The 16,679-nt window shown below is 45.5% G+C and carries 11 protein-coding genes; 5 read left to right on the plus strand and 6 right to left on the minus strand.

Going from position 1 to position 16,679, the window contains the following annotated elements; genetic code table 11:
• Positions 1 to 323 precede the first annotated feature (323 nt).
• A complete protein-coding gene (locus P9687_RS04545) occupies positions 324 to 2,708 on the minus strand; it encodes a phosphoketolase family protein (protein ID WP_153013161.1) in 2,385 nt (794 codons plus the stop codon).
• Positions 2,709 to 2,849: 141 nt separating this feature from the next.
• Positions 2,850 to 3,575 carry a GntR family transcriptional regulator gene (locus P9687_RS04550; protein WP_035188708.1) on the minus strand — a complete coding sequence of 242 codons (726 nt, stop codon included), beginning with the start codon at positions 3,573 to 3,575 and terminating at the stop codon, positions 2,850 to 2,852.
• Between the two features lie 26 nt (positions 3,576 to 3,601).
• Between P9687_RS04550 and P9687_RS04555 the strand changes: the two genes are divergently transcribed.
• Complete coding sequence (locus P9687_RS04555) at positions 3,602 to 3,862, plus strand: diguanylate cyclase domain-containing protein (RefSeq protein ID WP_014096658.1); 261 nt, start codon at positions 3,602 to 3,604, stop codon at positions 3,860 to 3,862.
• Between the two features lie 38 nt (positions 3,863 to 3,900).
• Here the strand turns inward: P9687_RS04555 and P9687_RS04560 are convergent, their stop codons facing one another.
• Positions 3,901 to 5,364, minus strand: coding sequence for an alpha-amylase (locus tag P9687_RS04560; RefSeq protein ID WP_035188707.1), 1,464 nt, complete (start codon positions 5,362 to 5,364; stop codon positions 3,901 to 3,903).
• A gap of 289 nt (positions 5,365 to 5,653) precedes the next feature.
• On the opposite strand from P9687_RS04560, the gene P9687_RS04565 reads away from it, so the two are divergent.
• The 3 genes from P9687_RS04565 (at position 5,654) to P9687_RS04575 (ending at position 9,305) form a co-directional block, all read left to right on the plus strand.
• A complete protein-coding gene (locus tag P9687_RS04565) occupies positions 5,654 to 7,858 on the plus strand; it encodes an MMPL family transporter (RefSeq protein WP_035188706.1) in 2,205 nt (734 codons plus the stop codon).
• 278 nt (positions 7,859 to 8,136) lie between these two features.
• Positions 8,137 to 8,637, plus strand: a complete 501-nt coding sequence (gene queF, locus P9687_RS04570; protein ID WP_035188704.1) for a preQ(1) synthase — start codon at positions 8,137 to 8,139, stop codon at positions 8,635 to 8,637.
• Between the two features lie 11 nt (positions 8,638 to 8,648).
• Positions 8,649 to 9,305: a queuosine precursor transporter gene (locus tag P9687_RS04575; RefSeq protein ID WP_014096662.1), complete on the plus strand. Its 657-nt coding sequence runs from the start codon at positions 8,649 to 8,651 to the stop codon at positions 9,303 to 9,305.
• A 519-nt stretch (positions 9,306 to 9,824) separates the two neighbouring features.
• Here P9687_RS04575 and P9687_RS04580 read toward each other — a convergent pair.
• Together P9687_RS04580 and deoC are read right to left on the minus strand one after the other, a co-directional pair.
• Positions 9,825 to 11,570 carry an ABC transporter ATP-binding protein gene (locus P9687_RS04580; protein ID WP_061086815.1) on the minus strand — a complete coding sequence of 582 codons (1,746 nt, stop codon included), beginning with the start codon at positions 11,568 to 11,570 and terminating at the stop codon, positions 9,825 to 9,827.
• A gap of 142 nt (positions 11,571 to 11,712) precedes the next feature.
• The gene (gene deoC / locus P9687_RS04585; RefSeq protein WP_014096664.1) at positions 11,713 to 12,417 is read right to left on the minus strand and encodes a deoxyribose-phosphate aldolase; all 705 of its coding nucleotides are present in this window, start codon (positions 12,415 to 12,417) and stop codon (positions 11,713 to 11,715) included.
• Between the two features lie 426 nt (positions 12,418 to 12,843).
• Between deoC and poxB the strand changes: the two genes are divergently transcribed.
• The gene (poxB, locus tag P9687_RS04590) at positions 12,844 to 14,568 is read left to right on the plus strand and encodes a ubiquinone-dependent pyruvate dehydrogenase (RefSeq protein WP_035188702.1); all 1,725 of its coding nucleotides are present in this window, start codon (positions 12,844 to 12,846) and stop codon (positions 14,566 to 14,568) included.
• 209 nt (positions 14,569 to 14,777) lie between these two features.
• Here poxB and uraA read toward each other — a convergent pair whose 3' ends face one another.
• Positions 14,778 to 16,058, minus strand: a complete 1,281-nt coding sequence (gene uraA, locus P9687_RS04595) for a uracil permease (protein WP_035188701.1) — start codon at positions 16,056 to 16,058, stop codon at positions 14,778 to 14,780.
• Positions 16,059 to 16,679: the final 621 nt, after the last annotated feature.

Below are 16,679 nucleotides of genomic sequence, written 5' to 3' on the forward strand. Positions count from 1 at the left end.
ACATCCATATTTAATTAGGGCTTGCTGAACGAATCAAATTTTAGCTTGTATTCGACTTGTCACTAAGCCATGCCAAAATATTCGTCCAGCAAGCTCTAATTATTTAAATTATTACATATTTAGCCGCATTTTTGGGGGGGGAATAGTTAAATTATCACGAAAAATTTTTACTCCTCAGAGCTGTTGGATTTGGAAAAGAAAAAACCCGTTTTCTCTATAGAATGAAAAAAACGGTGGGACACGATTCATGATGGTGTCCCGCCGTTTTATATTTCATTGGTTTTTTCAGCGATTTCGATACGTCCGCCCGGTTTTTCTTGCTGTTATTTTATCGCTTGCCACTGCCAGTTTTCGATTTCCGGCAGATCTGTGCCTTCTTCGCGGATGTACGCATGATGTTTTTGCAGCATGCTGTCCATTTCGCTGATGAGGGCTGCGTGCCGGGCTGTATCAGGCAGGCTTGACACCACTTCTTTTACAAGGTCAAACCGATCCATCTGGTTCATCACGCGCATGTCAAACGGCGTTGTGATATCCCCGTTTTCACGGTAGCCGTGCACATGCAGATTGTGGTTTGCACGGTCAAAAAACAAGTCTTTGATCAGGCCTTCGTAACCGTGGAAGGCAAAAACAACCGGTTTGTCCTTTGTAAAATAGGCGTCGAACGCTTCATCCGAAAGCCCGCGCGGATCCAATGCCGGACTTCTTAATTTCAAAATATCGAGCACATTGATCATACGAATCTTCAATTTCGGCAGTTTTTCGTGCAAAATCGAAACAGCAGCGAGGCTTTCAAGCAACGGTTCTGTCCCGCATGCGGCAATGACAATATCCGGATCACCGTCTTCGTCTGTGCTTGCCCAGTCAATGATTTTCAGTCCGCGGTCTGCCAGCTCTTCCGCTTCTTCAACGGTAAACCATTGCGGGCGCGGGTGTTTGGAAGAAACAATCAGATTGATTTTCCCGCGGTCGTTCAGGATTTTGTCAAATACAGCGAGCAGCGTATTGGCATCGGCCGGCAAATATTCGCGGATAAATTCCGGTTTTTTATCAGCCAGGTGGCCAAGAATGCCCGGATCCTGATGGGTATAGCCGTTATGATCTTGTTGGAATACAGTGGAAGTGGCGACCACATTCAATGACGGGATATCCGCACGCCACTTTTGTTCTGCTGCTTTTCGCAGCCATTTGAAATGCTGGGTGATCATCGAATCGACGACACGCAGGAACGCTTCGTAACTTGCAAAGAAACCGTGGCGGCCGGTTAAAACATAGCCTTCCAAAAATCCTTCCGCCTGGTGCTCAGACAGTTGCGAGTCAATGACACGGCCGTCCGGTGCCAAAAATTCATCATTCGGTTCTTTGATTTTTTCCACCCATTGCCGCTTTGTGGCCTCAAATACTGGCGCCAGGCGGTTCGACATCGTTTCATCCGGGCCGAAAATCCGGAAGTTGCGTTTGGCTTCATTTTTTAAAATCACGTCTTTTAAATATGTCCCTAAAACGGTCATATCCTGCGCCATCTGTTTTCCATGTTCCTTGTTGTCCAGCGCATAATCGCGGAAATCCGGCAGATCAAGGTCTTTGATATGGAAGCCGGCATTGGTGGCAGGATTCATCGCCATTCGTTTGCTGCCTTTCGGGGCGATCTCGGCAATTTCCGGTCTCAGCCGCCCGTTTTCATTGAATAATTCTTCCGGCCTGTAACTTTTCATCCAGTTGATTAAAACATCGAGATGTTCCATATGGTCCTGGTCGACCGGAACCGGAATCTGGTGGGCGCGGAATGAATGTTCAACCGGCTTCTCGTCCCATTCCTTAGGGCCGGTCCACCCTTTTGGCGCACGGAAAACAAGCATTGGCCAAGCGGGGCGGGTGGTGTCACCGGTTTTTCGGGCATGTGACTGGATGGCTTGGATCTGTTCGATCATTTGGTCCATTACATACGCCATATCGCGGTGCATTTCTTGCGGGTCTTCTCCTTCAACGAAATACGGCCGCCAGCCGAGCCCTTCAAAATAAAGCGCCAGTTGTTCATCAGACATACGGGAGAGCATGGTCGGATTGCTGATTTTAAAACCGTTTAAAAGCAAAATTGGCAGAACGGCGCCGTCCGTTACCGGGTTGATGAACCGGTTGGACAACCAGGAAGTGGCAAGCGGCCCGGTTTCCGCTTCCCCGTCGCCGACGACAACAGCGGCCATTAAATCGGGCTGGTCCAAAATGGCGCCGGTGCCGTGTGAAAGGGAATAGCCCAGTTCGCCGCCTTCATGGATCGATCCCGGCGTTTCCGGTGCCGCGTGGGAAGCAATGCCGCCCGGGAATGAAAACTGTTTAAACAGTCTCTTCATCCCTTCTATGTCCTGTGTTACATTCGGATAAATTTCAGTATAACTGCCGTCAAGATAAGAATTGGATACCATCACCTGGCCGCCGTGCCCCGGCCCTTCAATATAAAACATATTTAAATCGTATTTGTTGATCACTCGGTTCAGATGGGCGTAAATAAAGTTCTGCCCTGAAATCGTCCCCCAGTGCCCGATCGGTTTTGCTTTCAGATCAGAAGGCTTTACGGGTTCTTTTAATAACGGATTGTCTTTTAAATAAAGCTGGCCAACCGAAATATAGTTGGCTGCACGCCAGTATGCATCTAAATTTTTCAGATAAGCAGGGGAGGAATAAGCGACTTGCGAAGCTGCCATTGCCATTTCAACCGCTTCCTTTCATTTATCATCTACGTTCATCATACCGCTTACACCTAAAAAATCAATCTTTTTACAAATTAATACGGTCCAAATTCGTGAAATTATGAACATATCATGTCTAAAAAAAGCTGAAATGCATTCAGCCTACTCTGACACCGATACAAATGTATTGAACTTTAAATATTGATAGTGGAGCCGCATATGGGAAAACTCAAACGGCGTGCCGTTGTCGAGAAAAAAGATGCCTTCCATAATACCGACCGGTTCATGTTCTTTTAAACGCAAAAGTTCACGGTCCTTCGCGTTGGACGGTTCTGCAAAAATAGATAAAAAAGATTTCGTTACGGCCATATTGTGGACATCTTCCAGATAGTTGAAAATGGAGCCTTCAATGATTTCGGGCGTTAAATTTTGGACGATTTTTATCGGAATATAACCGGTCTCCATCATAAACGGATCCTCATCAAACAAGCGGAGCCGGCGTATTTTATAAACAAAATCATGGGGGTTCAAAAACAAATTCCGCTGCAATTCTTCTGTCGGCGGAATGACCTCAAAACAGAGCACTTTTGTGGCCGGCTTTTGGCCATGCATGTGAAAATTGTCGGTGACACCGAGGTTTGTGCCTTCGTAATTAAAAATGGACGCGTTTTTTATATACAAAGGATTGATGAATGTTCCGGAACCGCGTTTTTTAAAAATAATGCCGTCGTTGGCCATTTTCGAGAGCGCCCGCTTAATGGAACTGCGGCTGACCTGATAGGCTTCACTCAGGCTTCGTTCATCCGGCAGTTTCATATCGGGGAACTGTCCGGCAAAAATTTTTTGTTTCAAATCATCGATAATTTGCTTGTATACGAATTGTGCCATGGCGTATCCCTTCTAAAGGTTTCTGTATGAACAGTTTACCACAGATTCTTTTTGGTTCAATGAATCACAACAGGCGCCAAGTTTTGACCGCGTTGCAAAACCGGATGGTGGAAGCGTTCAGCCGCCCGTTCCAAATCGGCCCCCACTCAATAGAAGCAACAGGCAGCATCGGGATCAGTTTGTATCCGGACCATTGCAGCGATGAAGAAACCTTGATTGCAAAAGCGGATGAAACGATGTACGAAATTAAAAAACGCGGCAAAAACAGCTATAAGCTGAAAGAATGAAATAAGCACCGTTCCGGAAGATGGAACAGTACCCCTCCTTAGTTTTCATCCGTTTCCTGTACCCAGACAGAAACGCTTCCGCCGTTAACCGGAAATCCTGCATAGCCGTCTTCGCCAATTGTAACTTTTTCCTGCCGGTTGCCGGTAGCGTCCACCCAAACCTCGCCAGCGCGCTCTTTTCCGACAAGCATTCTTTTTTCGCCGTTCTCGCCGTTTGAGATAACGACGGCACAGCCGGAATGCGGGATCTCCGGAACGCCGCGGCGCACCCAGCCGATTGTGTTCGGATGGTCGAAATAATCATCTTGCTCGCCATACGCTTTTTCCCGCCGGACAGATAAAAGCGGGGAAAGGGCGTCTTTTTTTCCGGGAATCGGATTGTCGCCGCCGATGCCGTACATATCCCCGTAAAAGACGCACGGATAACCGTCTTTCCGCAGCAGAATCAAGGCATAGGCGCTCTGCTTAAACCAGTCGTCCACCCATGATTCCAGCGATTCGTTCGGCTGTGAATCATGGTTATCGACAAACGTAACAGCATTCAGCGGGTGCGTTTGAACGAGTGTATCATGAAAAATCGTCGGGAGGTCAAACGCGCGCCCTTTTTTAGATGCTTCATGCAATTTATAATGGAGTGCAACATCGAACAAATCGATTTTAAACTGTACATGGTCGAGGTATTTTTGGCACGCTTCCAGCTGCGGATTCCAGAACTCGCCGACAAAATAAAAATGGTCTCCGCGGTGTTCCATTAAGGCAGCGGCAAAGTCGCGGATAAAGTCATGGTTGATATGCTTAATGGCATCGAGCCGGTAGCCGTCACAACCGGTCGTATCGGCCAGCCATTTTCCCCATTCGATCATTTCTTTTTTTACATCCGGATGGTTGTAATCAATGTCCGCGTACATCAAGTAATCAAAGTTTCCAAATTCGTTGTCAACATGCTCATCCCAATGCTTATTTTCCCCGACAATACGGAAAATGCCGTTCCGCCCTGTCCGGTTGTCGTAATCGACGCCACTGAAATGGGTATGATTCCACGTAAAATCAGAATACTTGCCTTTCCGGTTTGTAAAATTGAACTTTGTCCAGCCTTCTATTTCAAATGGTTCGGAAATTTCTTTGGTGCGGTCCATCGGGTCGACTTCCACCACTTGGAAAGCTTCGGTTTCATCTGCGCCCGCTTTATGGTTCATGACGACATCGATATAGACCTGGATATCATGCTCGTGGCAGGCGTTGATCGCTTCATGCAATTGCTGTTTCGTCCCGTACTTTGTCCTGACGGTGCCTTTCTGGTCAAACTCTCCAAGGTCATAATGGTCATACACGCCATAACCATTATCCATGTCTGACTGTCCTTTTGTCACCGGCGGAAGCCAGACAGCATCAATCCCGGTTTTCTTTAATTCGGGCGCCATTTCTTTCAGCCGGTTCCAATGGCTGCCGTCTGCCGGCGTATTCCATTCAAAAAACTGCATGATTGTATGATTCCGTTCCAAGAAAAGTACCCCTTCCAAAAGAAGTAATAGTTGATGCGTTTAGTATAAGTGAATGTGGAAAAATTTTCAATCAATTATGATTTTAAGCATGCCAAAAGGTGAATAGAACAAAGGTACTATTCCCGCTTTTGATCCGCGAAAACATATTTTTACAGGCAGGTTTTCCTTTTGCTTCCATAAATATGATTTGAATCCGGCCCCCGGCTCTGCTCTGACCGCCCGATTCGGTTGTTTGGCCGCTTCATCTATTATAAAATAGTGATAAGTCTGTAAAAAAGGTGGGAAACCGATGAAAAATATACTGGTAAAGTTCACGGGAGCATGTGCCGGAAGGAGAGGGAGATGGGTAACGCTTGCCGCATGGATCCTGGTCGTGTCCGTTTTGTCTGCTGTTTTTCCGAATGTGAATAAAGTCACGGATAACAGCGCAGCAAATCTGCCGGATTCAGCCATGTCCGTCCGGGCTGAAAAGGTGGCTGAAAAACAGTTCCCGAATGCGGGCACGCCGCTTCTTATCGCCTGGTACCGTGAAGGCGGCCTCTCGCAGCAGGATTACGGAACGATTGCTAAATTGTACGGGGATTTAAAGAAAAACCCGCTTCCCGCACAAAGTTTTATCCCACCGTACGAAAAAATGCCGCCGCAGGCACTGGGCGGGCAGGCTTCAAAAGACGGCACAACGATTGTTACGCCGGTATTTATGGAAAAAAGCGCAGGAACGGATGAACTGGCAGATAACTTGAAAGAATTGAAGAAGAGAGTGACATCCCTCGAATCGAAAGCCATTTTGAATAAGAAACTGGCAGATGACGGCCTGCATGTCCGCTTCACAGGGCCTGCGGGCATATCCACGGATGCGGTGTCACTATTTAGCAAAGCGGATATCACCCTGTTGGTTTCTACCGTGCTGCTTGTGCTGGTGCTCTTGATTGTATTGTATCGGTCGCCGATTTTGGCGCTTGTTCCGCTTATCGGTGTCGTATTTGCTTATGGGGCAATCGGGCCGGTTTTGGGATTTCTTGCAAAAGAAGGCATCATTACAGTGGATTCCCAGGCCACTTCGATCATGACTGTCCTTTTATTCGGGGCCGGCACGGATTACTGTTTATTTCTTGTTTCAAAATACCGTGAATGTTTGCTGGAAGAAGAAGATAAGATAAAAGCGCTGCACACGGCCATCCGGCATTCGGGCGGCGCGATCATGGTCAGCGCGATTACGGTCGTGCTCAGCCTGTTCACATTGCTTTTTGCGCACTACGGGACGTATCAGCGGTTTGCTGTTCCGTTCAGCCTTGCCATCTTTATCATGGGCATTGCCGCATTGACACTGCTGCCGGCGCTACTTTCCATTTTAGGCCGGGCTTCTTTCTTTCCGTTTATTCCGAGAACAGAACAAATGGCCAGCGCCCTGGAAGCGAAAAAAGGGAAAAAGATCCGCCGTCATGCTGCACATGGGAAATGGAGCCGGAAAGTGGGAGAAGCGGTCACAAGAAAGCCTTGGCTTATCATTGTACTGAGCGTCATCATTCTCGGCGGGCTCGCTTTCTTCGTACCGAAAATCGCGTATACGCAGAACTTGATCGAGTCATTCCCGAAAGATATGCCGTCGCGCGAAGGCTATGAAATCATCGCAGACCATTTTTCGCCGGGCGAGCTGGCGCCTGTCCAGGTGATCGCCAATACGGAAGGAAAAGGCGCGAATGTAAAGGCAGCGCTTGAAAAACTGCCGTTTGTTGACACCGTAACCGGACCGCAATACGGGGAAAAAGATAAACAGTATGAATCTTACAATGTAAGATTAAAAGATAACCCGTACAGTGAAAAAGCAATTCAATCCATCCCGGTGATACAAAAGCAATTGCAAAAGGCCGGTCTGTCCAAAAGCCAAATCTGGATTGGTGGCATTACCTCTTCCCTTTATGATACGGCCAAGGTGACTGAAAGGGATATGAAGGTCATTGTCCCGTCTGTCGTTTTCATCATTGCCATTTTGTTGCTGCTGTATTTGCGGTCACTCGTTGCCATGGTTTACTTGATTGTGACAGTTCTGCTTTCCTATGTGGCGGCATTGGGCGCAGGCTGGCTGCTGATCCATTATGGGTTGGGCATTTCCGCCATCCAGGACCTTATTCCGCTCTATGCATTTGTATTCCTTGTCGCTCTTGGGGAAGACTACAATATTTTCATGATCTCGGGCATTTGGAAAAATAAACAGCATTTGCCGCACAGGCGCGCGATTGCCCTTGGCGTCACAGAAACTGGTGCCGTCATTACCTCAGCCGGGCTGATTTTAGCCGGAACGTTTGCGGTTTTAACGGTGCTCCCGATCCAAATATTGGTCCAGTTCGGCATTGTAACCGCGATTGGCGTTCTGCTGGATACCTTTGTCGTCCGCCCGCTACTCGTGCCGGCGATTACCACCGTGCTCGGCCGCTATGCATTCTGGCCGGGGAAATTATTTGCGAAAGCGGAACCTGTAAAAAGTGAAGACTGATCGCTTTTATTTCGAATGAATGGAAGATTTCTCCGTTCAAAGGGTTTACAGGCGCCGCATCATTTTCTAAAATGGTAAGGAACACCTACCCGACTGGGAGAGGTATTGAACAGTTGCATAAGCATGAGGTTCATAGCAAACCCTCTATAAAAAACTATGGATAAATGGATCAAAAAGCCATGTCCATACGGGATGTGGCTTTTTTCATCTTATTCTGGCACGGGTCTGCGCCTCTCTTGGAAAAAATGACGGGAACATTTTTGACAGGAGGTTTTTTTATGGCTGGAAGAAAACAGGAAGAAGGATTGCAGGACTTAACGTTGCTCGGCAACCAAAAAACAAAATACCCGGCGGATTACGATCCCGGGGTATTGGAGGCGGTTGACAATCTGCATGCGGACCGTGACTATTTTGTAAAATTCAACTGCCCGGAATTTACAAGTCTGTGCCCGCTTACCGGACAACCGGATTTTGCAACCATGTATATTTCTTATATACCGGACAAAAAAATTGTCGAAAGCAAATCTCTAAAACTGTATCTTTTCAGTTTCCGCAACCATGGCGATTTTCATGAAGACTGCGTCAATATCATCATGGACGATCTCATCAAGCTGCTTGATCTCCGCTACATTGAAGTGTGGGGAAAATTTACGCCGCGCGGGGGTATTTCCATCGATCCGTGGTGCAATTACGGGAAGCCGGGCACCAAATATGAAGACATGGCCCATTTTCGCCTGATGCATCACGATCTGTATCCTGAAAAAGTGGATAACCGGTGAGGGGGATACAGATGAATGCATACTTAAATGGCATGTTTGTCGGGCTGCTGATTTTATCGAATATCATTTCTGTGAAGCTGTTTCATATTGGCGATGCGATTGTGCTGCCCGCTGCCGCCATCATTTACATTTTTACGTATCCCCTTGTTGATGTTACAGTGGAAGTTTACGGGAAAAAGGCGGGCCGGGCAACGGTCCAGGCAGGTTTTCTCACCCAAATCCTTGCCCTGGTTTTTATCGTGGCCGCCATCCATCTCCCGGCTGCCCCTTCTTTTCAGCACCAAGATGCCTTTAAAACGATTTTAAGCGGCAGTTTCCGCGTCGTGTTGGCCAGCCTGATTTCGTATTGGGTCAGCCAAAATCTCGATGTTTTTGTATTTCATAAGCTGAAAACAAGGCACGGCAGAAAAAAACTGTGGCTGCGCAACAATGCTTCCACGATGTTCAGCCAGTTGATCGATACGTCTATTTTTATCGTGATTGCTTTTTACGGAACGGTGCCGCCTGGGATGATTGGAACGCTGATTCTCACCCAGTATATTTTTAAATTTGCAGCTTCGATCATCATGACCCCGGTTGTCTATTTGCTTGTCGGCCTGATCCGCAAAACCCGGAGCGAAAATGGGTTGCAAACCGTCCCGGAAGCAGTGGAAAAAGGAAACGCATAAAACTTTACACGAACGGAAGTGGCTTCTTTTGTGCCCGGCCTGGTCGGGTATGAAAGAAGCCGCAACTGTTTCCGGCGAAATTAACGGGTTGCGAATGCCGATTTACCGATAAAAAAATCATTCCCAGCACCAACCGGAAATGAAATATTGCAGCATAAAAAGCAGCACATAGCAATCTTGCTAATTACCAGAATGAGGAAAAGTCACGACAATCAGCGGGACAACTATTGCCCAGTATGAATATGACGAAAACGGACTGCGGAACCAAACGAACACTACTATGATAAGGGCAACAATTTGTCCATGAACGTGGTATTATAGTTGGAAAATGAGGAAACAAGTATGCTTTATATAAAATTGGTTAAAAAATCATTTTAGCTCACCATTTAGCTCCAGCTGCCTACACAGAGGCAGCTGAGGATTATATTTGGCTTAGGAGAGAAGCAGATCCTAACATTTTTGGGAATAAGGCAGGTTTGGGAACTTTTTCATTTTAAACTTCTATTTTTCTTTCGAAATTCAGGATTGATTCTTATTCAGTCCTTGATGTTGAATCAAATTTCTATAATAAGCGTTGGTTTGGTATAGAGTCTCATGCTTGCCATCTCCAGTAATTTTACCATTTTCCAATACCAAAATCCGGTCTGTATTCATGATGGTTGATAAACGATGGGCAATTAAAATGACGCCCACATGTTCAGATAAATGTTTCAAAGAATCTTGTAATAAATATTCAGATTCTGAATCTAAATTGGCGGTTGATTCATCCATTAGTATAAAATCAGGTTTTCTTAGAAAAGCCCTGGCAATTGCAATTCTTTGTTTTTGCCCGCTTGATAGACGATTCCCGTACTCCCCTATCTCGCTTCCATATCCATCAGGAAGTGCTAATATAAAATCATGTGCATTGGCAAGTTTTGCTGCATGAACAATTTCTTCTTCCGTTACTGATGATAAACCATAAGTGATATTATCTTTTACCGTGCCGTCAAAAAGTTGTGAATCCTGTGGTACATAACTAAAGGACTGTCTCCATAATCCCGGCTCCACTTCTCTAAAAGAAACATGATCTAAGTACATTTCTCCTGATTGCGGTTCATAAAAGCGTTCAATAAGATTAAAGATTGTTGATTTTCCAGCCCCACTTTCTCCGATTAATGCAACGATCTCTCCTTTATTGACATGAAAAGAGATATCTTTTAAAACTTGCTCCTCATGATAAGAGAATGTAATATGAGACAATATTAAGGTGTTAAATGAATTTTTATTCTTAACGGAATTTGTTAAGAAGTGATCAGGTTCAACATCCTCATTTAGGATTTCAAAAATCCTTTTTAGAGAGCCTTTTGCTTCCTGATAAGATGTAAAAAACATATTGATATTTATAAATGGGGCAATCACTTGGAATAAGTAAATAATAAATGCTACTAATTTTCCAATTGAAATATCCCCGTTGCTGACCCGCAAGGCCCCTAATCCGACAACTGAAATGAGTAATAAGAAACCAAATGTACCCAGAAATGGACCAATAACAGCATTAAGAATCGAACTTTTAACTCCCAGTTTGTAAAGTGAATAAAATTTATCTTTCCCACTTTGCAACTCTTTTGTTTCGGCTCCAAATGACTTTACTATTTTAATATTCCTCAATATTTGTGAAGAGAACATTGTAAGTTCAGATATTCTGTCTTGTGATTTGTAGGCAATCTCCCCAAAACGTTTACCAAATGGAATAATAATAAAAAGGGATAGCGGGACAACAATAATGAGAGCAAGCGTCATTGGAATATCTAAAAACAACAAAATGACGATAGAAACACAGAGCGTAAAAAATGAGGATATTAGATCAACCATCTCATCCGTTACAATCGACGCTACAGTAGTTGTATCATTTGTTAATCTACTCACAAGCTCTTCAGATTTATTTTTCTGGTAGTATTTCATGGGCAATTGTAATGTTTTATTCCACAGTGCTTCCCGTAGATTAAATATTACTTTTTCTGCAGATACGGAAAGTAAAAATTGTGAAATTGAAGATGCCACACTCTCTAATAATGAAAAGGCAATAATCCAAACGATCAGTTTGATGTCTATATTTGATTTTAACTGATCAATTAATCTTTCAATAAGCAGAGGGACAGTAAGACTGATCACACATCCCAAAAGGGAAAGAACAGATGCTGAAAAAAAGAGAATCTTAGATGGTTTAGTTGTCTTAATTATATCTACGAACGAAAGGCTGCTTCCGTTGTTATTATCATTCATATATTTAAATTGTCTCCTTTTTAAATATACGGATAGTTTAGAAATAAATCTCTAATGAACTAAAAGGAGCATATCTTTTTTAAAGGATGGCTTTAAAAAAGATATGCGAAATGAATCTATAACTAAGGCTCTAGATTTACCATTATTCGATCGTCATCACGCCATCTGTTTCTTTTGTCTGGAGACTGGCCATGATTTGTACGCCTGACCTTGTGCCGATCCGTTCGGCGCCTGCTTCAATCATTGCCAGGAACGTTTCAGCGTCGCGTATACCGCCTGCAGCTTTCACTTTTACATCGTCCCCGACAATTTCTTTCATAAACCGGACATCTTCTATTGTGGCCCCGCCTGTTCCGAACCCGGTAGAAGTCTTAATAAAATCGGGCTTCACCTTTCTGGCAATCCGGGCCAGCGCTTCGATTTCATCTTTTTCCAAATAGCAGTTTTCAAAGATCACTTTTGAAATGACACCTTCTTCCCTGCAAATGTCCGTAATGGTTTCCATCTCTTTTTCGATATAACGGTAGTTCTTATTTTTTACTTCGGACAGATTCACGACATAGTCAATTTCGTCTGCCCCGTCTTCGATCGCATCTTGTGTTTCGAACACTTTGGTTTCAAGCGTGGTCTGCCCGAGCGGAAAAGAAATGGCTGCGCCGACATGGATATCTGTACCCTCCAGCAAGTGTTTGCAAAGGGCAGTTTGGACGGAGTTAATCGCCACCATTTTAAAATGGAACTGCTGCGCCTCCCTGCAAAGTGATTCCATTGCCGCTTGATCCGCAAACGGTTTTAAATTGGTATGGTCAATCATTTGTGCCAGTTGGTCAATTGTATAACGTTTCATATTCTTCATTCCTTTCATCATCCATCAATACCATCATAACGCAAATTGCATGAAAAAGGGTTTGTCTGTTTTGCGGCAGCGAAAAAATGCAACCGCTTTAAAAATGTGTATTAATATCTTTTACATATGGACTAATACAGTTTTGTGCAAAACAAGCATTTTATAATTTTTTTCATGCAAAAACCTTGTTTTTACCGCATATATAGGTTTAATATATAAATGTGAACTTTTTATGAACAAATATAGTACAGATTTATTTTTTACTATAACAGTTTGTATGCCAAATGCCGAAGGGTGCAAGAACAGCGAAGAAGGAAGGGATCATTGGCTAGGTTTGCCGCAATGCGGATAAAGGAATTAGGAGATTGAAAGCCGGCATTTAGGGGATACTAACGAAAAATAAATGGAAAAGAAGGGGATTGACAAATGGCAAAAACGATAGCGGATTTGCTGATTGATTCATTATTAAATGCAGGTGTAAAAAGAATTTATGGGATCGTCGGGGACTCTTTAAATGCAGTGCTCGACTCTATCCGGCGTTCAGGGCGGATTGAATGGGTCGGCGTGCGCCATGAAGAAGTGGCTGCTTTTGCAGCCGGTGCAGAGGCTACCTTAAATAACAGCATTGCGGTTTGCGCAGGAAGCAGCGGTCCTGGAAACTTGCACCTTATCAATGGGCTGTATGACTGCAACCGGTCACGTGTGCCGGTTTTGGCGATTGCCGCCCATATTCCGAGCAGTGAAATTGGAAGCGAGTATTTCCAACAAACACGGCCTGAATTGATTTTCAAAGACTGTGCGCATTTTATTGAAACAGTACAACGCCCGGAACAAATGCCTTTAATGGTAAATATGGCGATGCAACAAGCGGTCGCAAACCAAGGCGTCTCCGTTCTTGTTTTGCCTGGTGATGTTGCAGGCCTGGATGACAACGTAGCAGTGCCGCAAGTACCGGTCCATTTTGCCAAACCGGTCGTGAAACCGTCAGAAGAAGATTTAACACAGCTTGCTTCTTACTTAAACGACGGGAAAAAAGTAACGCTGCTTTGCGGTGCGGGTTGCCAAGGTGCCCATGACGAAATTATGGAACTGTGCAATAAATTGAAATCGCCAATGGTCGTTGCACTGCGCGGTAAGGAGTTTTTGGAATACGATAATCCTTACTTTGCAGGGTTGACAGGCTTGATCGGATATTCTTCCGGCTATGACGCCATGATGGAATGCGATACGCTGCTGATGCTCGGTACAGACTTCCCGTACCGCCAATTCTATCCGAAAAACGCAAAAGTATTGCAGGTTGACATCCGTTCCGAACATTTGGGACGCCGGACACCGCTGACACTCGGCGTTGTCGGAGATGTAAAAGATACAGTTGAAGCTTTGCTTCCAATGATTCAGGAAAAAGACAATAGCAAGCATCTTGAAAAACATGTCAAAGCTTATCAAAAAGTAAGAGAAGATCTCGATGAATTGGCTGTTGGCAAACCTGGACGCAAACCGATCCACCCGCAATATTTGACAAAACTGGTCAGTGATCTGGCAGATGAAGATGCCATTTTCACTTGCGATGTGGGTACACCAACATTGTGGGCGGCACGTTATGTGCAAATGAACGGCAAACGGCGCCTGCTCGGTTCATTCAACCACGGTACGATGGCCAATGCGCTTCCACAAGCGATCGGCGCGGCTGTTGCACAACCTGGCAAGCAAGTTGTTTCGCTCAGCGGGGACGGCGGCCTGTCAATGCTGATGGGTGACATGTTAACGCTCCGCCAGCATAAGCTGCCAGTTAAAGTCGTTGTCTTTAACAACACGGCATTAAGCTTTGTTGAACTGGAAATGAAAGCAGCCGGTTATCCGGAAACCGGAACAGGCCTTGACAGCCCGAACTATGCAGCGATTGCCGAAGCGATGGGCATGAAAGGGATCCGTGTGGAAGACCCAGCTGATCTGGAAGGGGCACTCCGTGAATCATTCGAACATGACGGACCGGCCGTTATTGACGTTGCCGTAAACCGTCAGGAATTGTCCTTGCCGCCTAAAATTACGTATGAACAAGCACACGGATTTACGCTGTGGATGCTGAAAGCCGTATTAAACGGCCGTGCCAATGAATTAGTTGATTTGGCTAAAACAAACTTGATTCGGTAATCTAAAAATAAGCCCGGTATCCGTCATGGGAAACCGGGCTTTTTCTTTTAAACAAAGGTTTTTTCATATTTTGGAGTGGTGTTTGTGGCTGCTATAAGCTATCGGAAAAGCGGGCCGGGCAAATGGTATGCGGGCTCTCGCGCACCCCGTCCAATATTACAGAAGGGGCGTCCCATCCGCCAGTTTCCGGCTTTTGGGGCGCCCCTTATTTATTCGTTTTCCAAATGGAGCACGTTCAGCAGTTTAAAGAACAGGCTTACGATAATGGCAACGACTGTTGCAAGCCCCATCCCGCTTAATGAGGCGGTGCCGATATTGATCGTTGCGCCGCTTAAGCCAACAGCGAGAACAAGGCAGGTGAGAATCAAATTTTGCGATTTTCCGTAATCCACTTTTTGTTCGACCAGCATCCTGAGCCCGCTTGCCGCAATGACGCCGAACAAGAGGAGAGAGATGCCGCCCATAACCGGCTGCGGAATCGATGATATGAGCGCCGCCAATTTTCCGCAGAAGGAAAGGATAATGGCGAGGACCGCAGCGCCGCCGATTACCCACGTGGAGTAGACACGCGTAATCGCGAGCACACCGATATTTTCACCGTACGTTGTATTTGGCGTGGCACCGACAAAACTGGATAGAATCGTGGAAATGCCGTTTCCGAGCAAAGACCGGTCAAGCCCGGGGTCCTTGGTTAAATCTTTTTTGACAATATTGCCCGTGACGATTAAGTGGCCGATATGTTCCGGAATGATGACGAGCGCTGCCGGCACGATCATCATGATATCGGACCAGTTCAGTTTGATCGGATAGTACGTCGGCAATGAAATCCAGGCTGCTTCTTGGACAGGTTTGAGGTCGACAATCCCGAATGCCAGGGAAATCAGGTAGCCGCAAATGATCCCGATTAAGATCGGAATAATTTTAAGAAAGCCGCGCAGGGTAACCCAGCAGACCACAGTGATTGCAAGTGTTAATAAGGAAACCGTGATGGTATCAGGGTCCGGGCTCCAGTGTTTTACGGAAGCATCCGACTGGACGAGGCCTGCCATCTGTGCCGCAGTCGGGACAAGCTGGAGCCCGATCACGGCTACGATCGCACCCATTGCAGCAGGTGGAAACACAACCTCAATCCAGCGGGTGCCGGCAATTTTAACGATAAGTGCAACGATGACGAGAATAATGCCGACTGCAAGAAATCCGCCCAATGCGTAACTGTATCCGGTAAGGTCCGCATGTTTTGCAAGAACGGCAAATACCGGCGAGATAAAAGCAAAGCTGGACCCGAGATAGGCCGGGATTTTTCCTTTTGTGATCAGAATATAAAGCAGCGTCCCGATCCCGTTCATGAATAAAATGGTCGCAGGATCAATTTTAAACAGGACAGGAACGAGAACGGTTGAACCGAACATGGCAAACAAATGCTGAAAACTTAGCGGCAGGCTTTTGAGAAAAGGTAGTTTTTGGTTAACTTGAATTTCATGCTGTTCCATATTTCTCCCCCTCAATGGATTGGTAAAATGCGAGGCAGGGGTTTTCCAGGAAGTGCCCTTTTGGCAAAAAGAAAGCACCTTGCCCGAATGAAAGCAAGGTGCATGGAAGTGCACATTTATCCGGAACCTTGCCAGCCTCACGGGACTGTTTTAAAGGCATTCATTCATCTTTTGTCCTTGCTATTATGGCAGTTCCAACCGGGTTTGTCAATTCTTATTTTGCATTTGCCAGCTTTGGGACCGCGGGTGCGCCAAGTATTGTCACCACCGCGCCCCTCTTTCCAGATGCTTTATCGGGTCTGGTTCTGGTTATTTAGGGCTTGCTGAATAAGAAAAATTCCTAGCTTTGGCAAAAATTTAAGTTTGCATTTGAAAGCTGATTCAATGTATAGAGAAGACAGAATCACGCATTTTCGGAGAGGAATTCTTCTATATTTTAAGACAAATCTTGCTGACAAATCGAGTACAAACTCAGAATCGGATTCGTTCAGCAAGCCCTAACATAGACGGGCTCTATGTGAAGGAAGGCCGTCAATTTTCCACGCTTCCTTAACATAGCCGGGTTCCATGTAAAGGAAGGCTTTCGTTTTTGCTTGCTTCCTTAACGTAGACGCATTCTAT

It is taken from the genome of Weizmannia sp. CD-2023 (assembly GCF_036225245.1).
In the GTDB taxonomy this organism is placed as follows: domain Bacteria; phylum Bacillota; class Bacilli; order Bacillales; family Bacillaceae_C; genus Weizmannia; species Weizmannia faecalis.